Annotated in this window: 11 protein-coding genes; 4 read left to right on the top strand and 7 right to left on the bottom strand. The window is 63.8% G+C overall.

All coding sequences use genetic code 11. The features are described 5' to 3' along the window. Positions 1 to 2: 2 nt before the first annotated feature. Positions 3 to 1,607, bottom strand: a complete 1,605-nt coding sequence (locus U9R80_RS16175) for a carboxyl transferase domain-containing protein (RefSeq protein WP_301841010.1) — start codon at positions 1,605 to 1,607, stop codon at positions 3 to 5. A gap of 109 nt (positions 1,608 to 1,716) precedes the next feature. Further along, positions 1,717 to 2,880 carry an isovaleryl-CoA dehydrogenase gene (locus tag U9R80_RS16170; RefSeq protein ID WP_301841011.1) on the bottom strand — a complete coding sequence of 388 codons (1,164 nt, stop codon included), beginning with the start codon at positions 2,878 to 2,880 and terminating at the stop codon, positions 1,717 to 1,719. A 200-nt stretch (positions 2,881 to 3,080) separates the two neighbouring features. Between U9R80_RS16170 and U9R80_RS16165 the strand changes: the two genes are divergently transcribed. Next, positions 3,081 to 4,754: an AMP-binding protein gene (locus tag U9R80_RS16165; RefSeq protein ID WP_301841012.1), complete on the top strand. Its 1,674-nt coding sequence runs from the start codon at positions 3,081 to 3,083 to the stop codon at positions 4,752 to 4,754. 153 nt (positions 4,755 to 4,907) lie between these two features. Here the strand turns inward: U9R80_RS16165 and U9R80_RS16160 are convergent, their stop codons facing one another. Next, the gene (locus U9R80_RS16160; protein WP_274116244.1) at positions 4,908 to 5,069 is read right to left on the bottom strand and encodes a hypothetical protein; all 162 of its coding nucleotides are present in this window, start codon (positions 5,067 to 5,069) and stop codon (positions 4,908 to 4,910) included. A gap of 142 nt (positions 5,070 to 5,211) precedes the next feature. Between U9R80_RS16160 and U9R80_RS16155 the strand changes: the two genes are divergently transcribed. The 3 genes from U9R80_RS16155 to glgB are packed head-to-tail and all read left to right on the top strand — an operon-like array spanning position 5,212 to position 12,771. Further along, a complete protein-coding gene (locus tag U9R80_RS16155; protein ID WP_301841013.1) occupies positions 5,212 to 7,236 on the top strand; it encodes an alpha-1,4-glucan--maltose-1-phosphate maltosyltransferase in 2,025 nt (674 codons plus the stop codon). Positions 7,237 to 7,249: 13 nt separating this feature from the next. Next, entirely contained in the window at positions 7,250 to 10,561 is a 3,312-nt protein-coding gene (gene treS, locus U9R80_RS16150) for a maltose alpha-D-glucosyltransferase (protein WP_301841014.1), read from the top strand. Then, positions 10,561 to 12,771, top strand: coding sequence for a 1,4-alpha-glucan branching protein GlgB (glgB, locus tag U9R80_RS16145; protein ID WP_301841015.1), 2,211 nt, complete (start codon positions 10,561 to 10,563; stop codon positions 12,769 to 12,771). The genes treS and glgB overlap by 1 nt, the downstream gene beginning before the upstream one ends. A 75-nt stretch (positions 12,772 to 12,846) precedes the next feature. On the opposite strand, the gene U9R80_RS16140 is transcribed toward glgB, so the two are convergent. The 4 genes from U9R80_RS16140 to U9R80_RS16125 form a co-directional block, all read right to left on the bottom strand. Beyond that, a complete protein-coding gene (locus U9R80_RS16140; RefSeq protein WP_301841016.1) occupies positions 12,847 to 13,947 on the bottom strand; it encodes an autotransporter domain-containing protein in 1,101 nt (366 codons plus the stop codon). 305 nt (positions 13,948 to 14,252) lie between these two features. Beyond that, on the bottom strand, positions 14,253 to 15,047 hold the full coding sequence (locus U9R80_RS16135) for an endonuclease/exonuclease/phosphatase family protein (RefSeq protein WP_301841017.1): 795 nt from the start codon (positions 15,045 to 15,047) through the stop codon (positions 14,253 to 14,255). Positions 15,048 to 15,111: 64 nt separating this feature from the next. After that, complete coding sequence (gene glgX, locus U9R80_RS16130) at positions 15,112 to 17,268, bottom strand: glycogen debranching protein GlgX (protein WP_301841018.1); 2,157 nt, start codon at positions 17,266 to 17,268, stop codon at positions 15,112 to 15,114. Positions 17,269 to 17,347: 79 nt separating this feature from the next. Beyond that, the gene (locus U9R80_RS16125) at positions 17,348 to 17,596 is read right to left on the bottom strand and encodes a DUF2934 domain-containing protein (protein WP_301841019.1); all 249 of its coding nucleotides are present in this window, start codon (positions 17,594 to 17,596) and stop codon (positions 17,348 to 17,350) included. Between the last annotated feature and the right edge of the window lie 11 nt (positions 17,597 to 17,607).

Genomic DNA, 17,607 nt, shown 5'->3' with positions numbered 1-17,607 from the left:
GCTCACATCCGGAAAATGCCGAAACGGCTTTGTTCGATCGGTGCGTTGAGGGCGGCGGACAACGCCAGGCCCAGTACATCGCGGGTTTGTGCCGGGTCGATGACACCGTCGTCCCACAGGCGGGCGCTGGAGTAGTACGGGTGGCCCTGGTGCTCGTACTGGTCGAGGATCGGCTGCTTGAGCCGTGCCTCGTCCTCGGCACTGAACGGATGGCCGCTGCGCTCGCTCTGCTCGCGCTTGACCTGGGCCAGCACGCCGGCGGCCTGTTCGGCGCCCATGACGCCGATGCGCGCATTGGGCCACATCCACAGGAACCGCGGGTCGTAGGCGCGGCCGCACATGCCGTAGTTACCCGCACCGAAACTGCCGCCGATGATCACGGTGAACTTCGGTACCTGGGCGCAGGCCACGGCGGTCACCAGTTTGGCGCCGTGCTTGGCGATACCGCCGGCTTCGTACTTCTGGCCCACCATGAAGCCGGTGATGTTCTGCAGGAACAGCAACGGAATGCCGCGCTGGCAGGCCAGCTCGATAAAGTGCGCGCCTTTTTGCGCGGCCTCGGCAAACAGGATGCCGTTGTTGGCCAGGATGGCGATCGGGTAGCCGTGCAGGTGGGCAAAGCCGCACACCAGCGTGGTGCCGAACAGCGCCTTGAATTCGTCGAACACCGAACCGTCGACCAGGCGGGCAATCACCTCACGCACATCGAAAGGCTGCTTGGCATCGGCCGGTACCACGCCGTACAGCTCCTGGGCGTCGTACAGCGGTGCGATCGGTGCGCGTTGCTGCAAGGTGCCGAGTTTGCGCCAGTTGAGGTTGGCCACGCAGCGTCGGGCGATGGCCAGGGCGTGCTCGTCGTTGTCGGCATAGTGGTCGGCCACGCCGCTGGTCTTGCAGTGCACATCGGCACCGCCCAGGTCCTCGGCGCTGACCACCTCACCGGTGGCCGCCTTGACCAGCGGCGGGCCGGCCAAAAAGATGGTTGCCTGCTGGCGCACCATGATCGCTTCGTCGGCCATGGCCGGCACATAAGCGCCGCCGGCGGTGCATGAGCCCATGACCACGGCGATCTGCGGAATACCCAGGGCGCTCATGTTGGCCTGGTTGAAGAAGATCCGTCCGAAGTGCTCGCGGTCCGGAAACACTTCGTCCTGGCGTGGCAGGTTGGCACCGCCGGAGTCCACCAGGTACAGGCAGGGCAGGCGGTTCTGCAAGGCGATGGCCTGGGCACGCAGGTGCTTTTTGACCGTCAGCGGGTAATAGGAACCGCCTTTGACCGTGGCGTCGTTGGCCACGATCATGCACTCGACGCCTTCGATCCGGCCGATGCCGGCAATCACGCCCGCGGCCGGCACGTCTTCGCCGTACACCTCATGGGCGGCCAGTTGGCCGATTTCCAGGAATGGCGAACCGGCGTCGAGCAGGCGGTCGATGCGATCGCGCGGCAGCAGTTTGCCCCGCGAGGTGTGTCGTTCCTGGGCCTTGTGGCCGCCGCCCTGGTGGACCTTGGCCAGCAGTGTGCGCAGGCCCTGGACGTGCTCGAACATGGTCGCGCTGTTGTGCGCGAACTCGGGAGAGCGGGGGTTCAATTGGGATTTCAGAATCATCGGGGCTCCTGGCGCAGCTTCAAGCGGCACGCTTGAAGCTGCAAGAGTTGATCGGCGCTACAACTGCTTATTCGTGCAGCTTGTCGCTTGAAGCTAACCGCTGAGTCGCTTAGCGAGTCTCGTTGAACAGCTCGCGCCCGATCAGCATCCGGCGAATCTCGCTGGTGCCGGCGCCGATTTCATAGAGCTTGGCGTCGCGCAGCAGGCGACCGGCCGGGAACTCGTTGATGTAGCCGTTGCCCCCGAGGATCTGGATGGCTTCCAGGGCCATCTGGGTAGCACGCTCGGCGGTGTAGAGGATCACTCCGGCGGCGTCCTTGCGGGTGGTCTCGCTGCGGTCGCAGGCCTGGGCCACGGCATACAGGTAGGCCCGGCTGGCGTTGAGCTGGGTGTACATGTCGGCGATCTTGCCCTGGATCAGCTGGAACTCACCGATGCTCTGGCCGAACTGCTTGCGGTCGTGGATGTAGGGCACTACCAGGTCCATGCAGGCCTGCATGATGCCGGTCGGGCCGCCGGAGAGCACCACGCGCTCGTAATCCAGGCCGCTCATCAGCACTTTCACGCCGCCGTTGAGGGCACCGAGGATGTTTTCCTTGGGTACTTCGACGTTGTCGAAGAACAGCTCGCAGGTGTTGGAGCCGCGCATGCCCAGCTTGTCGAACTTGTTGCTGCGGCTGAAGCCCTTGAAGTCACGCTCGACAATAAAGGCGGTGATGCCGTGGGGGCCCTTGTCCAGGTCGGTCTTGGCGTAGATCACATAGGTGTTGGCGTCGGGGCCGTTGGTGATCCAGGTCTTGCTGCCGTTGAGGACGAAATGGTCGCCGCGTGCTTCGGCGCGCAGCTTCATCGACACCACGTCGGAGCCGGCATTGGGCTCGCTCATGGCCAGGGCGCCGATGTGCTCGCCGCTGACCAGCTTGGGCAGGTACTTGGCTTTTTGCTCGGCGTTGCCGTTGCGATTGATCTGGTTGACGCAGAGGTTGGAGTGGGCGCCGTAGGAGAGGGCGACCGAGGCCGAACCGCGGCTGATTTCTTCCATGGCCACCACGTGGGCCAGGTAACCCAGGCCGGCGCCGCCGTATTCTTCGGAGACGGTGATGCCCAGCAGGCCCATGTCACCGAACTTGCGCCACATGTCGGCGGGGAACAGGTTGTCCTGGTCGATCTGTGCAGCGCGAGGTGCCAGTTCGTCGGCGACAAAAGACTGCACCTGGTCGCGAAGCATGTCGATGGTTTCGCCCAGGGCGAAGTTCAGGGTCGGATAACGCATGTGGGCACCTTTTTGTTCTTGGATATCAGGGGTATCGCGGGGCAAGCCCGCGCCTACGGGTCTATCAATAACCTTTACGTTAACGTAAACCTGCCGCCGGTCACTGTCAATCGCGCCATGACCTTTACGTTAACGTAAATATCAGCCAGAGTAGGACCCGCTTGAATCAGTTCCCAGAACAACCACAACAAGGGACCGCCATGAATCAACCGAGCTATACCCAGGGGCGCCAGGATAAGCCCTTGCTGGCCATGACTATCGGCCAGGCATTTGACAATACTGTGTCGCGTTTTGCCCAGCGCGAGGCTCTGGTGGTGCGCCACCAGCAATTGCGCTACAGCTGGCAGCAACTGGCCGACAGCGTCGACTGTCACGCCCGGGCGCTGATGGCCCTGGGGCTCAAGACCGGCGACCGCCTGGGCGTCTGGGCACCGAACTGTGCCCAGTGGTGCATTGCCCAGTTCGCCAGCGCCAAGATCGGCGTGATCCTGGTCAACATCAACCCCGCCTACCGCACCAGTGAACTTGAGTATGTGCTCAAGCAGTCCGGTTGCCAGTGGTTGATCTGCGCCGGTGCCTTCAAGACCTCCGATTATCACGCCATGCTCGGTGAGCTGTTGCCCGAACTCGGCGATCAGGTGCCTGGCGAGCTCAGCAGCGAGCGCCTGCCGGCCCTGCGCGGGTTGATCAGCCTGGATGCCACGCCCCCGGCTGGCTTCCTGGCCTGGGAGCAGTTGGCAGCCCTGGCGGCGCATACCACGCCGGCCGACTACCAGGCCCTCCAGGCCAGCCTGCAGTTCGATCAAGCGGTCAATATCCAGTACACCTCCGGCACCACCGGCTTCCCCAAGGGGGCCACCCTCAGTCACTACAACATCCTCAACAACGGCTACATGGTCGGCGAAAGCCTGGGCCTGACCGAGCACGACCGCATGGTGATCCCGGTGCCGTTGTACCACTGCTTCGGCATGGTCATGGGTAACCTGGGCTGCATTACCCACGGCAGCACCATGATCTACCCCAACGACGCCTTCGACCCCTTGCTGACCCTGGACACCGTCGCCCAGGAGAAGGCCACGGCGCTCTACGGCGTACCGACCATGTTCATCGCCATGCTCGATCACCCCCAGCGCACCGAGCGGGACCTGTCGAGCCTGCGCACCGGGATCATGGCCGGCGCCACCTGCCCGATCGAGGTGATGCGCCGGGTCATCGACCAACTGCACATGAGCGAGGTGCAGATCGCCTACGGCATGACCGAAACCAGCCCGGTATCGTTGCAGACCGGCCCGGATGACGACCTGGAACTGCGGGTAACCACGGTAGGGCGCACGCAGCCCCAGCTGGAAAGCAAGATTGTCGACGAGCACGGCTGCGTCGTGCCGCGCGGCACCATTGGCGAGCTGTACACCCGTGGCTACAGCGTCATGCTCGGCTACTGGGGCAACCCCGAAGCCACCCTCGAGGCCATCGACCCGGCTGGCTGGATGCACACCGGCGACCTGGCGACCATGAACGAGGCGGGGTATGTGTGTATCGCCGGGCGCAACAAGGACATGATCATCCGCGGCGGCGAGAACATCTATCCACGGGAGCTTGAAGAGTTCTTCTTCACCCACCCTGCCGTGGCCGATGTGCAGGTGATCGGTATCCCGGATGAACGCTACGGCGAGGAGATTGTTGCCTGGATCAAGTTCCATCCGGGCCACAGCGCCAGCGAGATCGAGCTGCAGCAGTGGTGCAAGAGCCGTATCGCCCACTTCAAGACCCCGCGTTTCTTCCGCTTTGTCGACGAGTTCCCGATGACAGTGACCGGCAAGGTGCAGAAGTTCAGGATGCGCGAGATCAGTATCGAGGAACTGACGAAGGGGTGAGGCTATCGCGGGACCAGCCCGCGCCTAACTGGGGGCGCGAGCATCAAGCGCCGTGGGAGCGGGCTTGTCCCGCGATAGCGCTGGGTCAGGCAGATCGCATTCGCGGGGCAAGCCCGCTCCTACCGTGCAGGGGCAGGCTTGCCCCGCGATCGTCTACGCTTTCACCGGCGGCTCGTCACTGGGCGGGTCGCCTACGGTGGGCGGCACCGTCGGTTTGACCGGCAACTCATCGGGCTCTTCATCCGGCACCGCAGGTGGCAGCGTCGGGTCGTCGATATTCGGATCGGGCGTTTCTGCCGGGATGGGAATGTTCATGGCCTGACCTCGCAAGGGGGGTATGGATGACGGGCTCAGTTGTTTTCGACTGCACTGGGCGTCAATCGCTCATTTTTTTTGAACCCCACGCCGCCCATCCGCTCTGAACTCTTACGCCTACCTCGTAACGGAGCAAGGATCGATGACCCGCGATGAGCCCTTCAAAACCGACCGTACAGCCCCGGCCGCCGATCATCCCGACCAGGCCATCAGCCTGTCCCAGGCACTGCTCGAACCCAGGATCGTGATCGAAAACACCCAGCCGCTGCTCGATGGCGGCCTGTTTGCGGTCAAGGCCGTGGTGGGCGAGGCGGTGCAGGTCAGCAGCAAGGTCTACAGCGACGGCCACGACGCCCTGGCGGTGATGCTCAATTGGCGCCAGGCGCATAGCCGGCGCTGGCATTGCGTGCCCATGACGTTCGCGGGCAATGACCTGTGGCAGGCGCAGTTCACCGTGGCCGAGCAGGGGCCGCACCTGTTCAGTATCGAAGCCTGGATCGACCCGTTCGCCACCTACTGCCAGGACCTCGAGAAGAAGTTCAACGCCGGCGTTGCCGTGCCGCTGGAGCTGCAGGAAGGCTTGCTGCTGCTTGAGCACAATATCGAACGCTGCCAGGGCTTGTTGCACGATCAGTTGCAAGGCTTGCGCCTGGCGCTGCCGACCCTGCCCCCCGAAGAGCAGGTGGCGCAGCTGCTGCATCCCAACACCGCCAGCCTGATGCGCGAAGCCGATCACCGCACCTACCTGAGCCGCAGCCCCGAATACCCCCTGGATGTGGAGCGGCGCCAGGCCCTGTTTGCCAGCTGGTACGAGCTGTTTCCCCGCTCGATCACCGATGACCCCGAGCGGCACGGCACCTTCAACGATGTGCATGAACGCCTGCCGATGATCCGCGACATGGGCTTCGATGTGCTGTATTTCCCGCCGATCCATCCCATCGGGGTGCGCCACCGCAAGGGCCGCAACAACGCCTTGCAGGCCGAACCCGGGGAGCCGGGCAGCCCCTATGCCATCGGCAGTGAACAGGGCGGACACGAGGCCATTCACCCGCAACTGGGCAGCCGCGAGGACTTTCGCCGGCTGGTGGCCGCTGCCGCCGAGCACGGCCTGGAGATCGCCCTGGACTTCGCCATCCAGTGCTCCCAGGACCACCCCTGGCTCAAGGAGCACCCCGGCTGGTTCTCCTGGCGGCCCGACGGCTCGATACGCTATGCGGAAAACCCGCCGAAAAAGTACCAGGACATCGTCAACGTCGACTTCTATGCCGCCGATGCCGTGCCGGCCTTGTGGCTGGCCCTGCGCGATGTGGTACTGGGCTGGGTGCAGGAAGGCGTGAAGATGTTCCGCGTCGACAACCCGCACACCAAGCCGCTGCCGTTCTGGCACTGGATGATCGCCAACATCCGCAGCCAGCATCCGGATGTGATCTTCCTCGCCGAAGCCTTCACCAAACCGGCCATGATGGCGCGCCTGGGCAAGGTCGGCTATTCCCAGAGCTACAGCTACTTCACCTGGCGCAACACCAAGGCCGAGCTGCAACGCTATTTCGAAGAGCTCAACCAGCCACCCTGGCGCTATTGCTACCGGCCCAACTTCTTCGTCAATACCCCCGACATCAACCCGTTCTTTCTCCATGAATCGGGCCGCGCCGGGTTCCTGATTCGCGCCGCCCTGGCGACCATGGGCTCGGGGCTGTGGGGCATGTACTCGGGGTTCGAGCTGTGCGAGGCCACGCCCATTCCGGGTAAAGAGGAATACCTGGATTCGGAGAAGTACCAGATCCGCCCGCGGGACTTCACCCAGCCGGGCAACATCATTGCCGAGATCGCCCAGCTCAACCGTATCCGCCGCCAGAACCCGGCGCTGCAGACCCACCTGGGCGTGGCCTTCTTCAATGCCTGGAACGACAACATCCTGTACTTCGGCAAGCGCACCGCCGAGCGCGACAACTTCATCCTGATCGCCATCAGCCTCGACCCGCACAACGCCCAGGAAGCCCACTTCGAGCTGCCGCTGTGGGAGCTGGGCCTGGATGACAACGCCGACACCTTCGGCGAAGACCTGATGACCGGCCACCGCTGGACCTGGCACGGCAAGACCCAATGGATGCGCATCGAGCCCTGGCACCTGCCGTTCGGTATCTGGCGTATCGAAAAAGCCCTCTAGAAAGGAGTCGACCATGGCCAAGCGCACCCGCCCGGCAGCCTTCATCGACGATCCCCTGTGGTACAAGGACGCGATCATCTACCAGGTTCACGTCAAATCCTTCTTCGACTCCAACAACGACGGCATCGGTGATTTCCCCGGGCTGATCGCCAAGCTCGACTACATCGCGGAACTTGGGGTCAACACCCTGTGGCTGCTGCCGTTCTACCCCTCGCCACGGCGCGACGACGGCTACGACATCGCCGAGTACAAGGCCGTGCACCCCGACTATGGCACCCTGGCCGATGTGAAGCGCTTCATCGCCGAGGCGCACACGCGTGGTTTGCGGGTCATCACCGAGCTGGTCATCAACCACACCTCCGACCAGCACGCCTGGTTCCAGAAGGCCCGCCACGCCAAGCCCGGCAGCAAGGCCAGGGACTTTTACGTGTGGTCCGACAGCGACCAGAAGTACGACGGCACGCGGATCATTTTTCTCGACACCGAGAAATCCAACTGGACCTGGGACCCGGTGGCCGGGCAGTACTTCTGGCACCGTTTCTACTCGCACCAGCCCGACCTGAATTTCGATAACCCGCAGGTGATGAAGGCGGTGATCGGGGTCATGCGCTACTGGCTCGACCTGGGCGTGGACGGCCTGCGCCTGGACGCCATCCCGTACCTGATCGAGCGCGATGGCACCAACAACGAGAACCTGCCCGAGACCCACCAGGTGCTCAAGCAAATCCGCGCCGAGATCGACGCCAATTACCCCGACCGCATGCTGTTGGCCGAGGCCAATCAATGGCCGGAGGACACCCAGCTGTATTTCGGCGAAGGGCAGGGCGATGAATGCCACATGGCGTTTCACTTCCCGCTGATGCCGCGCATGTACATGGCCGTGGCCCAGGAAGACCGCTTTCCGATCACCGACATCCTGCGCCAGACCCCGGAAATTCCGCCCAATTGCCAATGGGCGATCTTCCTGCGCAACCACGATGAGCTGACCCTTGAGATGGTCACCGACCGCGAGCGCGATTACCTCTGGAACTACTATGCCGAGGACCGTCGGGCCCGGATCAACCTGGGGATTCGCCGGCGCCTGGCGCCCCTGCTGCAACGCGACCGGCGCCGGGTGGAACTGCTGTCCAGCCTGCTGCTGTCGATGCCGGGCACGCCGACGCTGTATTACGGCGACGAGATCGGCATGGGCGACAACATCTACCTGGGCGACCGCGACGGCGTGCGCACGCCCATGCAGTGGTCGATCGACCGCAACGGTGGCTTCTCCCGCGCCGACCCGGCACGCCTGGTGTTGCCGCCGATCATGGACCCGCTGTACGGCTACGCCTCGGTCAACGTCGAGGCCCAGGCCCATGACCCGCACTCGCTGCTGAACTGGAACCGCCGCCTGCTGGCGGTGCGCAAACAGCAAAAGGCCTTCGGCCGAGGCAGCTTGAAAATGCTCTCGCCCAGCAACCGCCGGATCCTCGCGTACATCCGCGAATACACCGGGCCCGACGGCAAGAGCGAGATCATCCTGTGTGTGGCCAACGTCTCCCGTGCCGCCCAGGCCGCCGAGCTGGAGCTGTCGCAGTACGCCGACATGGTGCCGGTGGAGATGCTCGGCGCCAGCGCCTTCCCGCCCATTGGCCAGTTGCCGTTCCTGTTGACCCTGCCGCCCTATGGTTTCTATTGGTTCCTGCTGGCGCCCAAGGACCAGATGCCCAGCTGGCACCGGGAGCCGGCCCAGAGCCTGCCGGAGTTCACCACACTGGTGCTGAAGAAGCGCATGGAGGAGCTGCTCGAAGCACCGGCCCGCAACGCCCTGCAAGACGGCATCCTGCCCCAGTACCTGCCCAAGCGCCGCTGGTTCGCGGGCAAGGAAACCCGCATTGATCAGGTGTCTATTGCCTATGGGGTACGCTTCGGTGCGCCCACCAGCCCGGTATTGCTCAGCGAGATCGAGGTCAGAAGTGGCGATCACAGCAACCGCTACCAACTGCCCTTCGGCCTGATCGGCGAAGAGCAGATCAACAGCGCACCGCCCCAGCAACTGGCGTTGGCGCGGGTACGCCGCGGGCGCCAGGTGGGCCTGATCACCGATGGCTTTGTGCTGGAGAGCTTCATCCGTGCGGTGCTGTTGGGGTGCAAGGAAGGGACCCGGCTGCCTTGTGCCGAGGGCGAGTTGAGTTTCAACGCCACCGAGCAGTTGGCCGCCCTGAACCTGGGTGACGATGCCGAGGTGCGCTACCTCTCGGCCGAGCAGTCCAACAGCTCGGTGGTGGTCGGCGGCAGCCTGGTGCTCAAGCTGATCCGACGGGTCAACCCCGGGGTGCATCCGGAGCTGGAAATGAGCGCCTACCTGACCGCTGCCGGCTTCGCCAATATCTCGCCGCTGCTGGGCTGGGTCAGCCGCGTCGACGCCCGGCAACAGCCACACTTGTTGATGATCGCCCAGGGCTACCTGAGCAACCAGGGTGATGCCTGGGATTGGACCCAGAACAATCTGGAGCGGGCCATTCGCGACGAGCTGGAACCCGGCGAGCAAGGCCTGGATGCCCATACCGATGCGCTGCAGGACCTGGCCGACTTTGCTGCCTTGCTGGGGCAACGCCTGGGCGAGATGCACCTGTTGCTGGCGGCGCCGACCCAGGACCCGGCCTTCCAGCCACGGGCCAGCACCCCACAAGACTGCCAGGCCTGGGGTCAACAGATCAGTGCTCAACTGACCCGCGCCCTGGACCTGCTCAAACAGCACCGCGGCGAACTGGACCCCGACAGCCAGGTCCTGGTCGATGACCTGCAACAGCAACGCAAGGACCTCCTGGCCACGGTCGCCACCCTGAGCACGCAGGCCCAGGGCGGCCTGTTGATGCGCGTGCATGGCGACCTGCACCTGGGGCAGGTACTGGTGGTCCAGGGCGATGCCTACCTGATTGACTTCGAGGGCGAGCCTGCGCGCCCGCTGCAGGAACGCAGGGCCAAACACAGCCCCTACAAGGATGTCAGCGGCGTGTTGCGATCCTTCGACTATGCTGCTGCCATGGTGCTGCGCAGTGCCTCCAGTGTCGACCTCTCGGACAGTGCCCGCCAGGCACGTCAGCGGGTTGCCAGGCGTTATCTGCACCAGGCCCGACATGCCTTTGTCGAGGCCTATGGGCTGGCCACCGCGGCCATGCCCCATGCCTGGGAACATGCCGACGGCGAGCGTGCGGCACTGGAACTGTTCAGCCTGGAAAAGGCCGCCTACGAAATCCTGTATGAAGCCGAAAACCGCCCAAGTTGGCTGGCCGTGCCTTTGCATGGCCTCCATGGCCTGACAAGTACCTGGGGAGAAACGTAATGAATCAACGCAAGCGCGAGGAAGGCGGGCTGGGTCATCGAGACAGCGACGCCCTGGTCAGGGCCGAGCATGCCGCCCCGTTCGCCGTGCTCGGCCCGCACCCGGATGGTGCAGGCGGCCAGTTTGTCCGCGCCTATTTGCCCAACGCCTTGAGCGCACAGGCCCTGGCCCGTGATGACGGGCGGGTGCTGGGCGAGCTTGAGCAGCAATCGGTGCCGGGCCTGTTCATCGCTCATTTGCCCGAGCAGCAGCCTTATGTGCTGCGCATCAACTGGGCCGGCGGCGAGCAACTGACCGAAGACCCGTACAGCTTCGGTCCGCTGCTGGGGGACATGGACCTTTATCTGTTTGCCGAGGGTAATCACCGCGACCTTTCCGGCAGCATGGGCGCGCAACTGACACAGGTAGAAGGCATCGACGGGGTGCGCTTCTCCGTGTGGGCACCCAATGCCCGGCGGGTATCGGTGGTGGGCGATTTCAACAACTGGGACGGGCGTCGCCACCCGATGCGCCTGCGCCATCCTTCCGGCGTCTGGGAGATCTTCGTGCCGCGCCTGACGGCCGGTGAAGCCTACAAGTACGAAGTGCTCGGTCGCGAGGGCATCCTGCCGCTCAAGGCCGATCCGCTGGCCCGCGCCACGGAGCTGCCGCCCAGCACCGCCTCACGGGTGGCCGGGCCCCTGGCCCATGACTGGCAGGACCAGGCCTGGATGCAGGTCCGGGGTGAGCGCCAGGCGACCAACGCACCCTTGTCGATCTATGAGCTGCACGCCGGCTCCTGGCAATGCGAGCTGGACGACACCGGTGAGGTGGCGCGTTTCTACAACTGGCGCGAACTGGCCGAGCGACTGGTGCCGTACATCCAGCAGACGGGCTTCACCCATATCGAACTGATGCCGATCATGGAGCATCCGTTTGGCGGCTCGTGGGGCTATCAGCCGTTGTCGCTGTTCGCGCCGACGGCACGCTACGGCAGCGCTGAAGACTTCGCCGCCTTTGTCGATGCCTGTCACCAGGCGTCCATCGGTGTGATCCTCGACTGGGTGCCGGCGCATTTCCCCACCGACACCCACGGCCTGGCGCGCTTCGACGGCACGGCGCTGTATGAGTACGACAACCCCCTCGAAGGGTTTCACCAGGACTGGGACACCCTGATCTACAACCTGGGGCGTACCGAAGTGCACGGCTTCATGCTGGCCTCGGCGTTGCACTGGCTCAAGCACTTTCATATCGACGGGCTGCGAGTCGATGCCGTGGCCTCGATGCTGTATCGCGACTACTCGCGCAAGGCCGGCGAGTGGGTGCCCAACCGCCATGGCGGTCGGGAAAACCTCGAGGCCATCGACTTCCTGCGCCACCTCAATGAGGTGGTCGCGCTTGAGGTGCCGGGTGCCCTGGTGATTGCCGAAGAGTCCACGGCCTGGCCCGGGGTCAGCCAGCCGACCCAACAGGGCGGTCTGGGTTTTGCCTACAAATGGAACATGGGTTGGATGCACGACACCCTGCATTACATCCAGAACGACCCGATCCATCGTACCTACCATCACAACGAGATGAGCTTCGGGCTGATCTACGCCTACTCCGAGCACTTCATCCTGCCGATCTCCCACGATGAAGTGGTCCATGGCAAACACTCGCTGATCGACAAGATGCCCGGTGACCGCTGGCAGAAATTCGCCAACCTGCGCGCCTACCTGACCTTCATGTGGACCCACCCGGGCAAGAAGCTACTGTTCATGGGCTGCGAGTTTGGCCAGTGGCGCGAGTGGAACCACGACAGCGAACTGGACTGGTACCTGCTCAAGTACCCCGAGCACCTGGGGGTGCAGCGCCTGGTCGGCGATCTCAACCGCCTGTACCGCGAAGAGCGCGCGCTGCACGAACAGGATTGCCTGCCCCAGGGGTTCCAATGGCTGATTGGCGACGATGCCCACAACAGCGTCTATGCCTGGCTGCGCTGGAGTGCGAGCGGTGAGCCATTGCTGGTGGTGGCGAATTTCACCCCGGTGCCGCGGGAGCGCTATCGCATCGGTGTGCCCTTTGGCGAGCGCTGGGCCGAAGTGCTCAACAGCGATGCCGAAGGCTATGCCGGCACCAACCACGGCAACCTGGGCGCGGTGACCAGCGAGGCCATTCCCAGCCACGGCCAGCCGCAATCGCTGGCCCTGAACCTGCCACCGCTGGGCGTACTCATCCTGCGCCCCGCCTGACCCGGTAGGAGCGGGCTTGCCCCGCGATAGCGACCTTTCCAGCCACATCGCTATCGCGGGTCAAGCCCGCTCCTACTACCACCTGACCCGCACACCCAGGTTGCCGATCAGGCCATTCAAGTCGTTGTCATCCACATCGCTGCTGTAGTCGGCGCTGACGAACAGCGCGACCTTGGGCGTCACCCGTGCCACCAGACCCAACCCCACTTCCACGGTGGCCGAATTGCGGCCGCTGCTGATCTTGTCGACCTGGTCCAGGCTGACGGTGTCGGCATTGGAGAAGTCGTACCAGACGTTGGTACGCAGGAAGGGTTCGATCGGCATGCCACGCAGGTTGTAGCGGGCCGACAACTTGGCCCCGACCCGGCCTGTCCAGTTCGGTTGCTCATCGAAGGCTTGCTGGGTGGTCGCCGGCGTCTGGCTGCCCGGAAAGTACTGTTGGTTGATCAACTGGGCCTGGGGTTCGATGGTCCAGTTGTCACCCAGTTGGATGGGGTAGCCGCCTTCAACCGACAAGGTCAGCGCATGGCCATTGCCATCGAGGCGCTGGCCGGTTTCGCTGCGCCCGTTGATGTCGAAGCGGGTACCCATGGCCACGGCGTCCAGGTGCCAGCCCTGGTCGTGGGTCATGCTCCAGTACACACCCAGGCTTTCACCGTCCAGGTTCACGGCGGTTTTCTTGTCGCCTACCTGAGGCTTGTGCATGCCATCGAAACCGCTTTGCAGGTTGCTGTGGCCAACGAAGAAACCGGCACGGTGAGTATTGCCGCTGCTGGTTTCACGCACGAACAGGTCCGGGCTGATCTGCAGGGTCGGGGTGCGCGCGTCGAGGCGCGACGGTTCTGCGGCCCCGTTTTTCATCGGGGCCGGAAAGAACTGAGCCCATTGGCTGGCAATGGCGTCCGTGGCAGCCGGGGCATTGCGCTCGGCCATGCGGTCGGAAAACGCATTCAAGGTGTGCAGGGCCAGGCCACTGGCGCTGACGGGGACCAGCGCCAGGGTCGGGGTCGGCAGGTTTTGTCCTGGTACCTGGGTTTGGCGCTGCATGAAGCTGGTGAACGGGTCGTTATCCTCCAGGCCCAACGCATGGGTTTCCAACGGGGTTGCAAGAAGCAGCGACGTGGAAACCGCGTAGAAAACATACTCAAAGCCCGTAGGAGTCGGAGTTTTTTTCATGGCGGATCTCCTCTGTATTACAGCCAAGGTTCTGGCCTGATGTCCCGGGCTGTAAAACAAAACCAGAGGGCGACCCAAACCAGCAGAAAAACAGTTCCTGTCACGCGCTGAAAGGCGCGAGCTAGAGGCTCGGAACAAGGATGTGACATTACTTGTAGCTAAGGAGAGGACCGGGCGGGCGTCAAGAAGACGTTATGGAACCGTTGTCAAGCTATTGGATGCCCCAATTGGCTGAAAATTAACAATTATTCACGTTTCATAGTCGCCACGGCTCTTTCAGCCGTGGTGGCTATGCCGAATCATTGCTAAAGGTGCACTTCCACTGCCAGGGGCAGGTGATCGGAGAGGTGACTCCAGGGCTTGTTGCCCAGAATCTGCGGGGCATGGCTGTTGGCATTGCGCAGGTAGATACGGTCCAGGCGCAGCAACGGCAGGCGGGCGGGGTAGGTGCGGGCGAGCAGGCCATGATGACGCTCGAACGCCTCGTGCAAACCGCGGTGCAAGCCCAGGGTGCGGTTGCCCCGCAGCTTCCAGTCGTTGAAGTCACCGGCAATGATCACCGGTGCATCGGCCGGCAGCGAGTCGAGCAGTCGGCGCAGCAGTTGCAGCTGCTTTTGCCGGTGGCTTTCCAGCAGTGACAGGTGGACGCACACGGCATGCACCTGGTGTTGCCCGGGTACATCCAGCACGCAATGCAGCAGGCCTCGGCGCTCGGGGCCGGTGATCGAGACGTCGAGGTTGCGATGCTCGATGATCGGGTACTTGGACAGCAGGGCGTTGCCGTGGTGACCGTCGGGGTAGACGGCGTTGCGCCCATAGGCGAAATCGCTCCACATGCTGTCGGCGAGGAATTCGTACTGCGAGGTTTGCGGCCAGCCGGCGTAGCGGGCGGCATGGCGGTCGTGGCTGCCGAGCACTTCCTGCAGGAACACGATGTCGGCCTGGGTACTGCGCACGGCCTCGCGCAGCTCAGGCAGGATGAAGCGGCGGTTGAAAGCGGTAAAGCCCTTGTGGGTGTTGACGGTCAGGACCCGCAAGCGCTGCACCGGGGGTGCCTGGCGGGTACCTGCAAGGATGGAGGGGTGCGGTTCAAGATTCACGATCGCTCCTTGTCGGCAAGCCTACTGCATGGGACTGGCCCCGGTCGGATTCAGTTCCCGTCCTTCATGTGTCGTCTTCGCGTTGCAACTCCAGCAGCACCAGTGAGCGTCCGGCCACCTCCAGCGCGGTGTCGAGCTCATGCCGTTCGCCCTTGCGCAGTTGTGGCCGGTCGGTGTCGAGCAGGCAGTTCCAGTCTTCGCCCTCGGGCACCTGGGGCAGGGTAAAGGTGACGGAATCGTGGTAGGCATTGACGATCAACAGCAAGGTGGCGTCGGCTCCCGCTCGCGCAATGCCACTGACCTGGGCACGACCATCCATCAGCATGCCGAGGGTTCTTCCCTGACTGTCCTGCCATTGTTCGACACTCATCTCGCTGCCATCCGGGGCCAGCCAAGTGACGTCCTTGACCCCGATCGCCTCATTGTAGTCGCCGACCAGAAACCGCGAGCGGCGCAGTACCGGGTAGGCCAGGCGCAGCTTGGTCAGGCGCTTGACGAATTTGAGCAGGGCCGCGCCTTCATCGTCCAGGTCCCAGTTGACCCAACCGATCTCGCTGTCCTGGCAGTAGGCATTGTTGTTGCCATGCTGGGTGCGGCTGAACTCATCACCGGCGACGATCATCGGCGTGCCCTGGGCCAGCAGCAGGGTGGCGAAGAAGTTGCGCATCTGGCGCAGGCGCAAGGCGTTGATCTCAGGGTCGTCGGTGGGCCCCTCGACGCCGTGGTTCCAGGACAGGTTGTTGTTGCTGCCGTCCTGGTTGTTCTCGTCGTTGTCCTCGTTGTGCTTGTCGTTGTACGAGACCAGGTCGCGCAGGGTGAAACCGTCGTGGGCGGTGATGAAATTCACCGAGGCATAGGGCCGGCGCCCGCGGCGGTTGAACAGCTCGCCAGAGGCGGTCATGCGCGCGGCAAAGTCGGCCAACTGACCTTCGTCGCCCTTCCAGAAGGCCCGTACCGTGTCGCGAAAGCGGTCGTTCCATTCGGCCCAGCCGGGGGCGAAGTTGCCCACCTGGTAGCCGCCGGGGCCACAGTCCCAGGGCTCGGCGATCAGCTTGACCTGGCTGAGCAGCGGGTCCTGGCGACAGGCCACGAGGAAGCTGTGACGTTCATCGAAGCCTTCGTGATAGCGCCCAAGGATGGTGGCCAGGTCGAAACGAAAGCCGTCCACGTGCATCTCGCCGGCCCAGTAGCGCAGGGAATCGGTGACCAGTTGCAGCACGCAGGGGTGGCTCAGGTCCAGGGTGTTGCCGGTGCCTGAATCGTTGATGTAGAAGCGCTTGTCGTCCGGCATCAGCCGGTAGTAGGAGGCATTGTCGATGCCGCGCATCGACAGGGTCGGGCCCAGCTCGTTGCCTTCGGCGGTGTGGTTGTAGACCACATCCAGAATCACCTCGAGGCCGGCGTCGTGCAGGTGCGCGACCATCTCCTTGAACTCGGCGATCTTGCCGTTGGCCAGGTAACGCGGGTGCGGGGCGAAGAACGCGATGCTGTTGTAGCCCCAGTAATTGTTCAGGCCCTTTTGCAGCAGGTGCTGGTCATTGACGAAGGCGTGGATCGGCAGCAGTTCGATGGATGACACCCCCAGCTGCTTGATATGACCGAGCAACTCGTCGCACATCAATCCGGCAAAGGTGCCGCGGTTGTCGGCGGGTACCGCCGGGTGACGCATGCTGATGCCACGCACATGGGCTTCATAGAGGATGGTGCGTTCCCAGGGGATGCCCACGCGTTGGTCGCGCCCCCAGGTATAGGCCGGGTCGATGACCTTGCACTTGGGCACGAAGGGCGCGCTGTCGCTCTCATCGAAGCTCAGGTCGCCATCGGGGTGACCGATGGTGTAGCCAAACAGGGCTTCGGACCACTTCAGGCTGCCGATCAATTGCTTGGCGTAGGGGTCGATCAGCAGCTTATTGGGATTGAAACGGTGGCCGTTCTGCGGCTCGTAGGGGCCGTGAACGCGGTAGCCATAAATCTGCCCGGGGTGGGCATCGGGCAGGTAGCCGTGGAAGATTTCGTCGGTGTACTCGGGCAGCTCGATGCGTTCGAGCTCAACCTCGCCGCTGGCGTCGAACAGGCACAGTTCGACCCGGGTGGCGTGGGCGGAGAACAGGGCGAAGTTGACCCCCAGGCCGTCCCAGGTGGCGCCCAGCGGAAAGGGCAGGCCTTCGCGGATGCGCGAGGGTTCGATAACCGGGGCGACAGTGGGCTTGGGCTTGGTCATGGGGCTCCTTGTCGATGTCGGGGGCATCGCGGGGCAAGCCCGCTCCTACCGTGGGAGCGGGCTTGCCCCGCGAACGCTTTCAAGCAACAGGCGGTTTTTTGCTGGTACTGCGCGGCTTTTTGGCGGCTGCAGGCTTGGCCGGCGTCACCTCAAGCGGCGTCCCCGGCTTGGCCTTGGCCTTGCGCGGAGTGGCCTTGGGCGCCAGGGCCTCGGCCTCGGCCAGCTTGCGTGCCATTTCCCAGTGACGGGACTCGTGGCCCTCGGGCTTTCCTTCCGACTCCCAGATCTGGTAGGCGAACTCGCGGATTCGTTTTTCTTCGACACTCATCTCGACGCTCC

The sequence above is a fragment of the Pseudomonas sp. JQ170C genome (assembly GCF_035581345.1).
Taxonomy (GTDB): Bacteria; Pseudomonadota; Gammaproteobacteria; order Pseudomonadales; family Pseudomonadaceae; genus Aquipseudomonas.
This window is presented reverse-complemented; position numbering and strand designations above follow the sequence as displayed.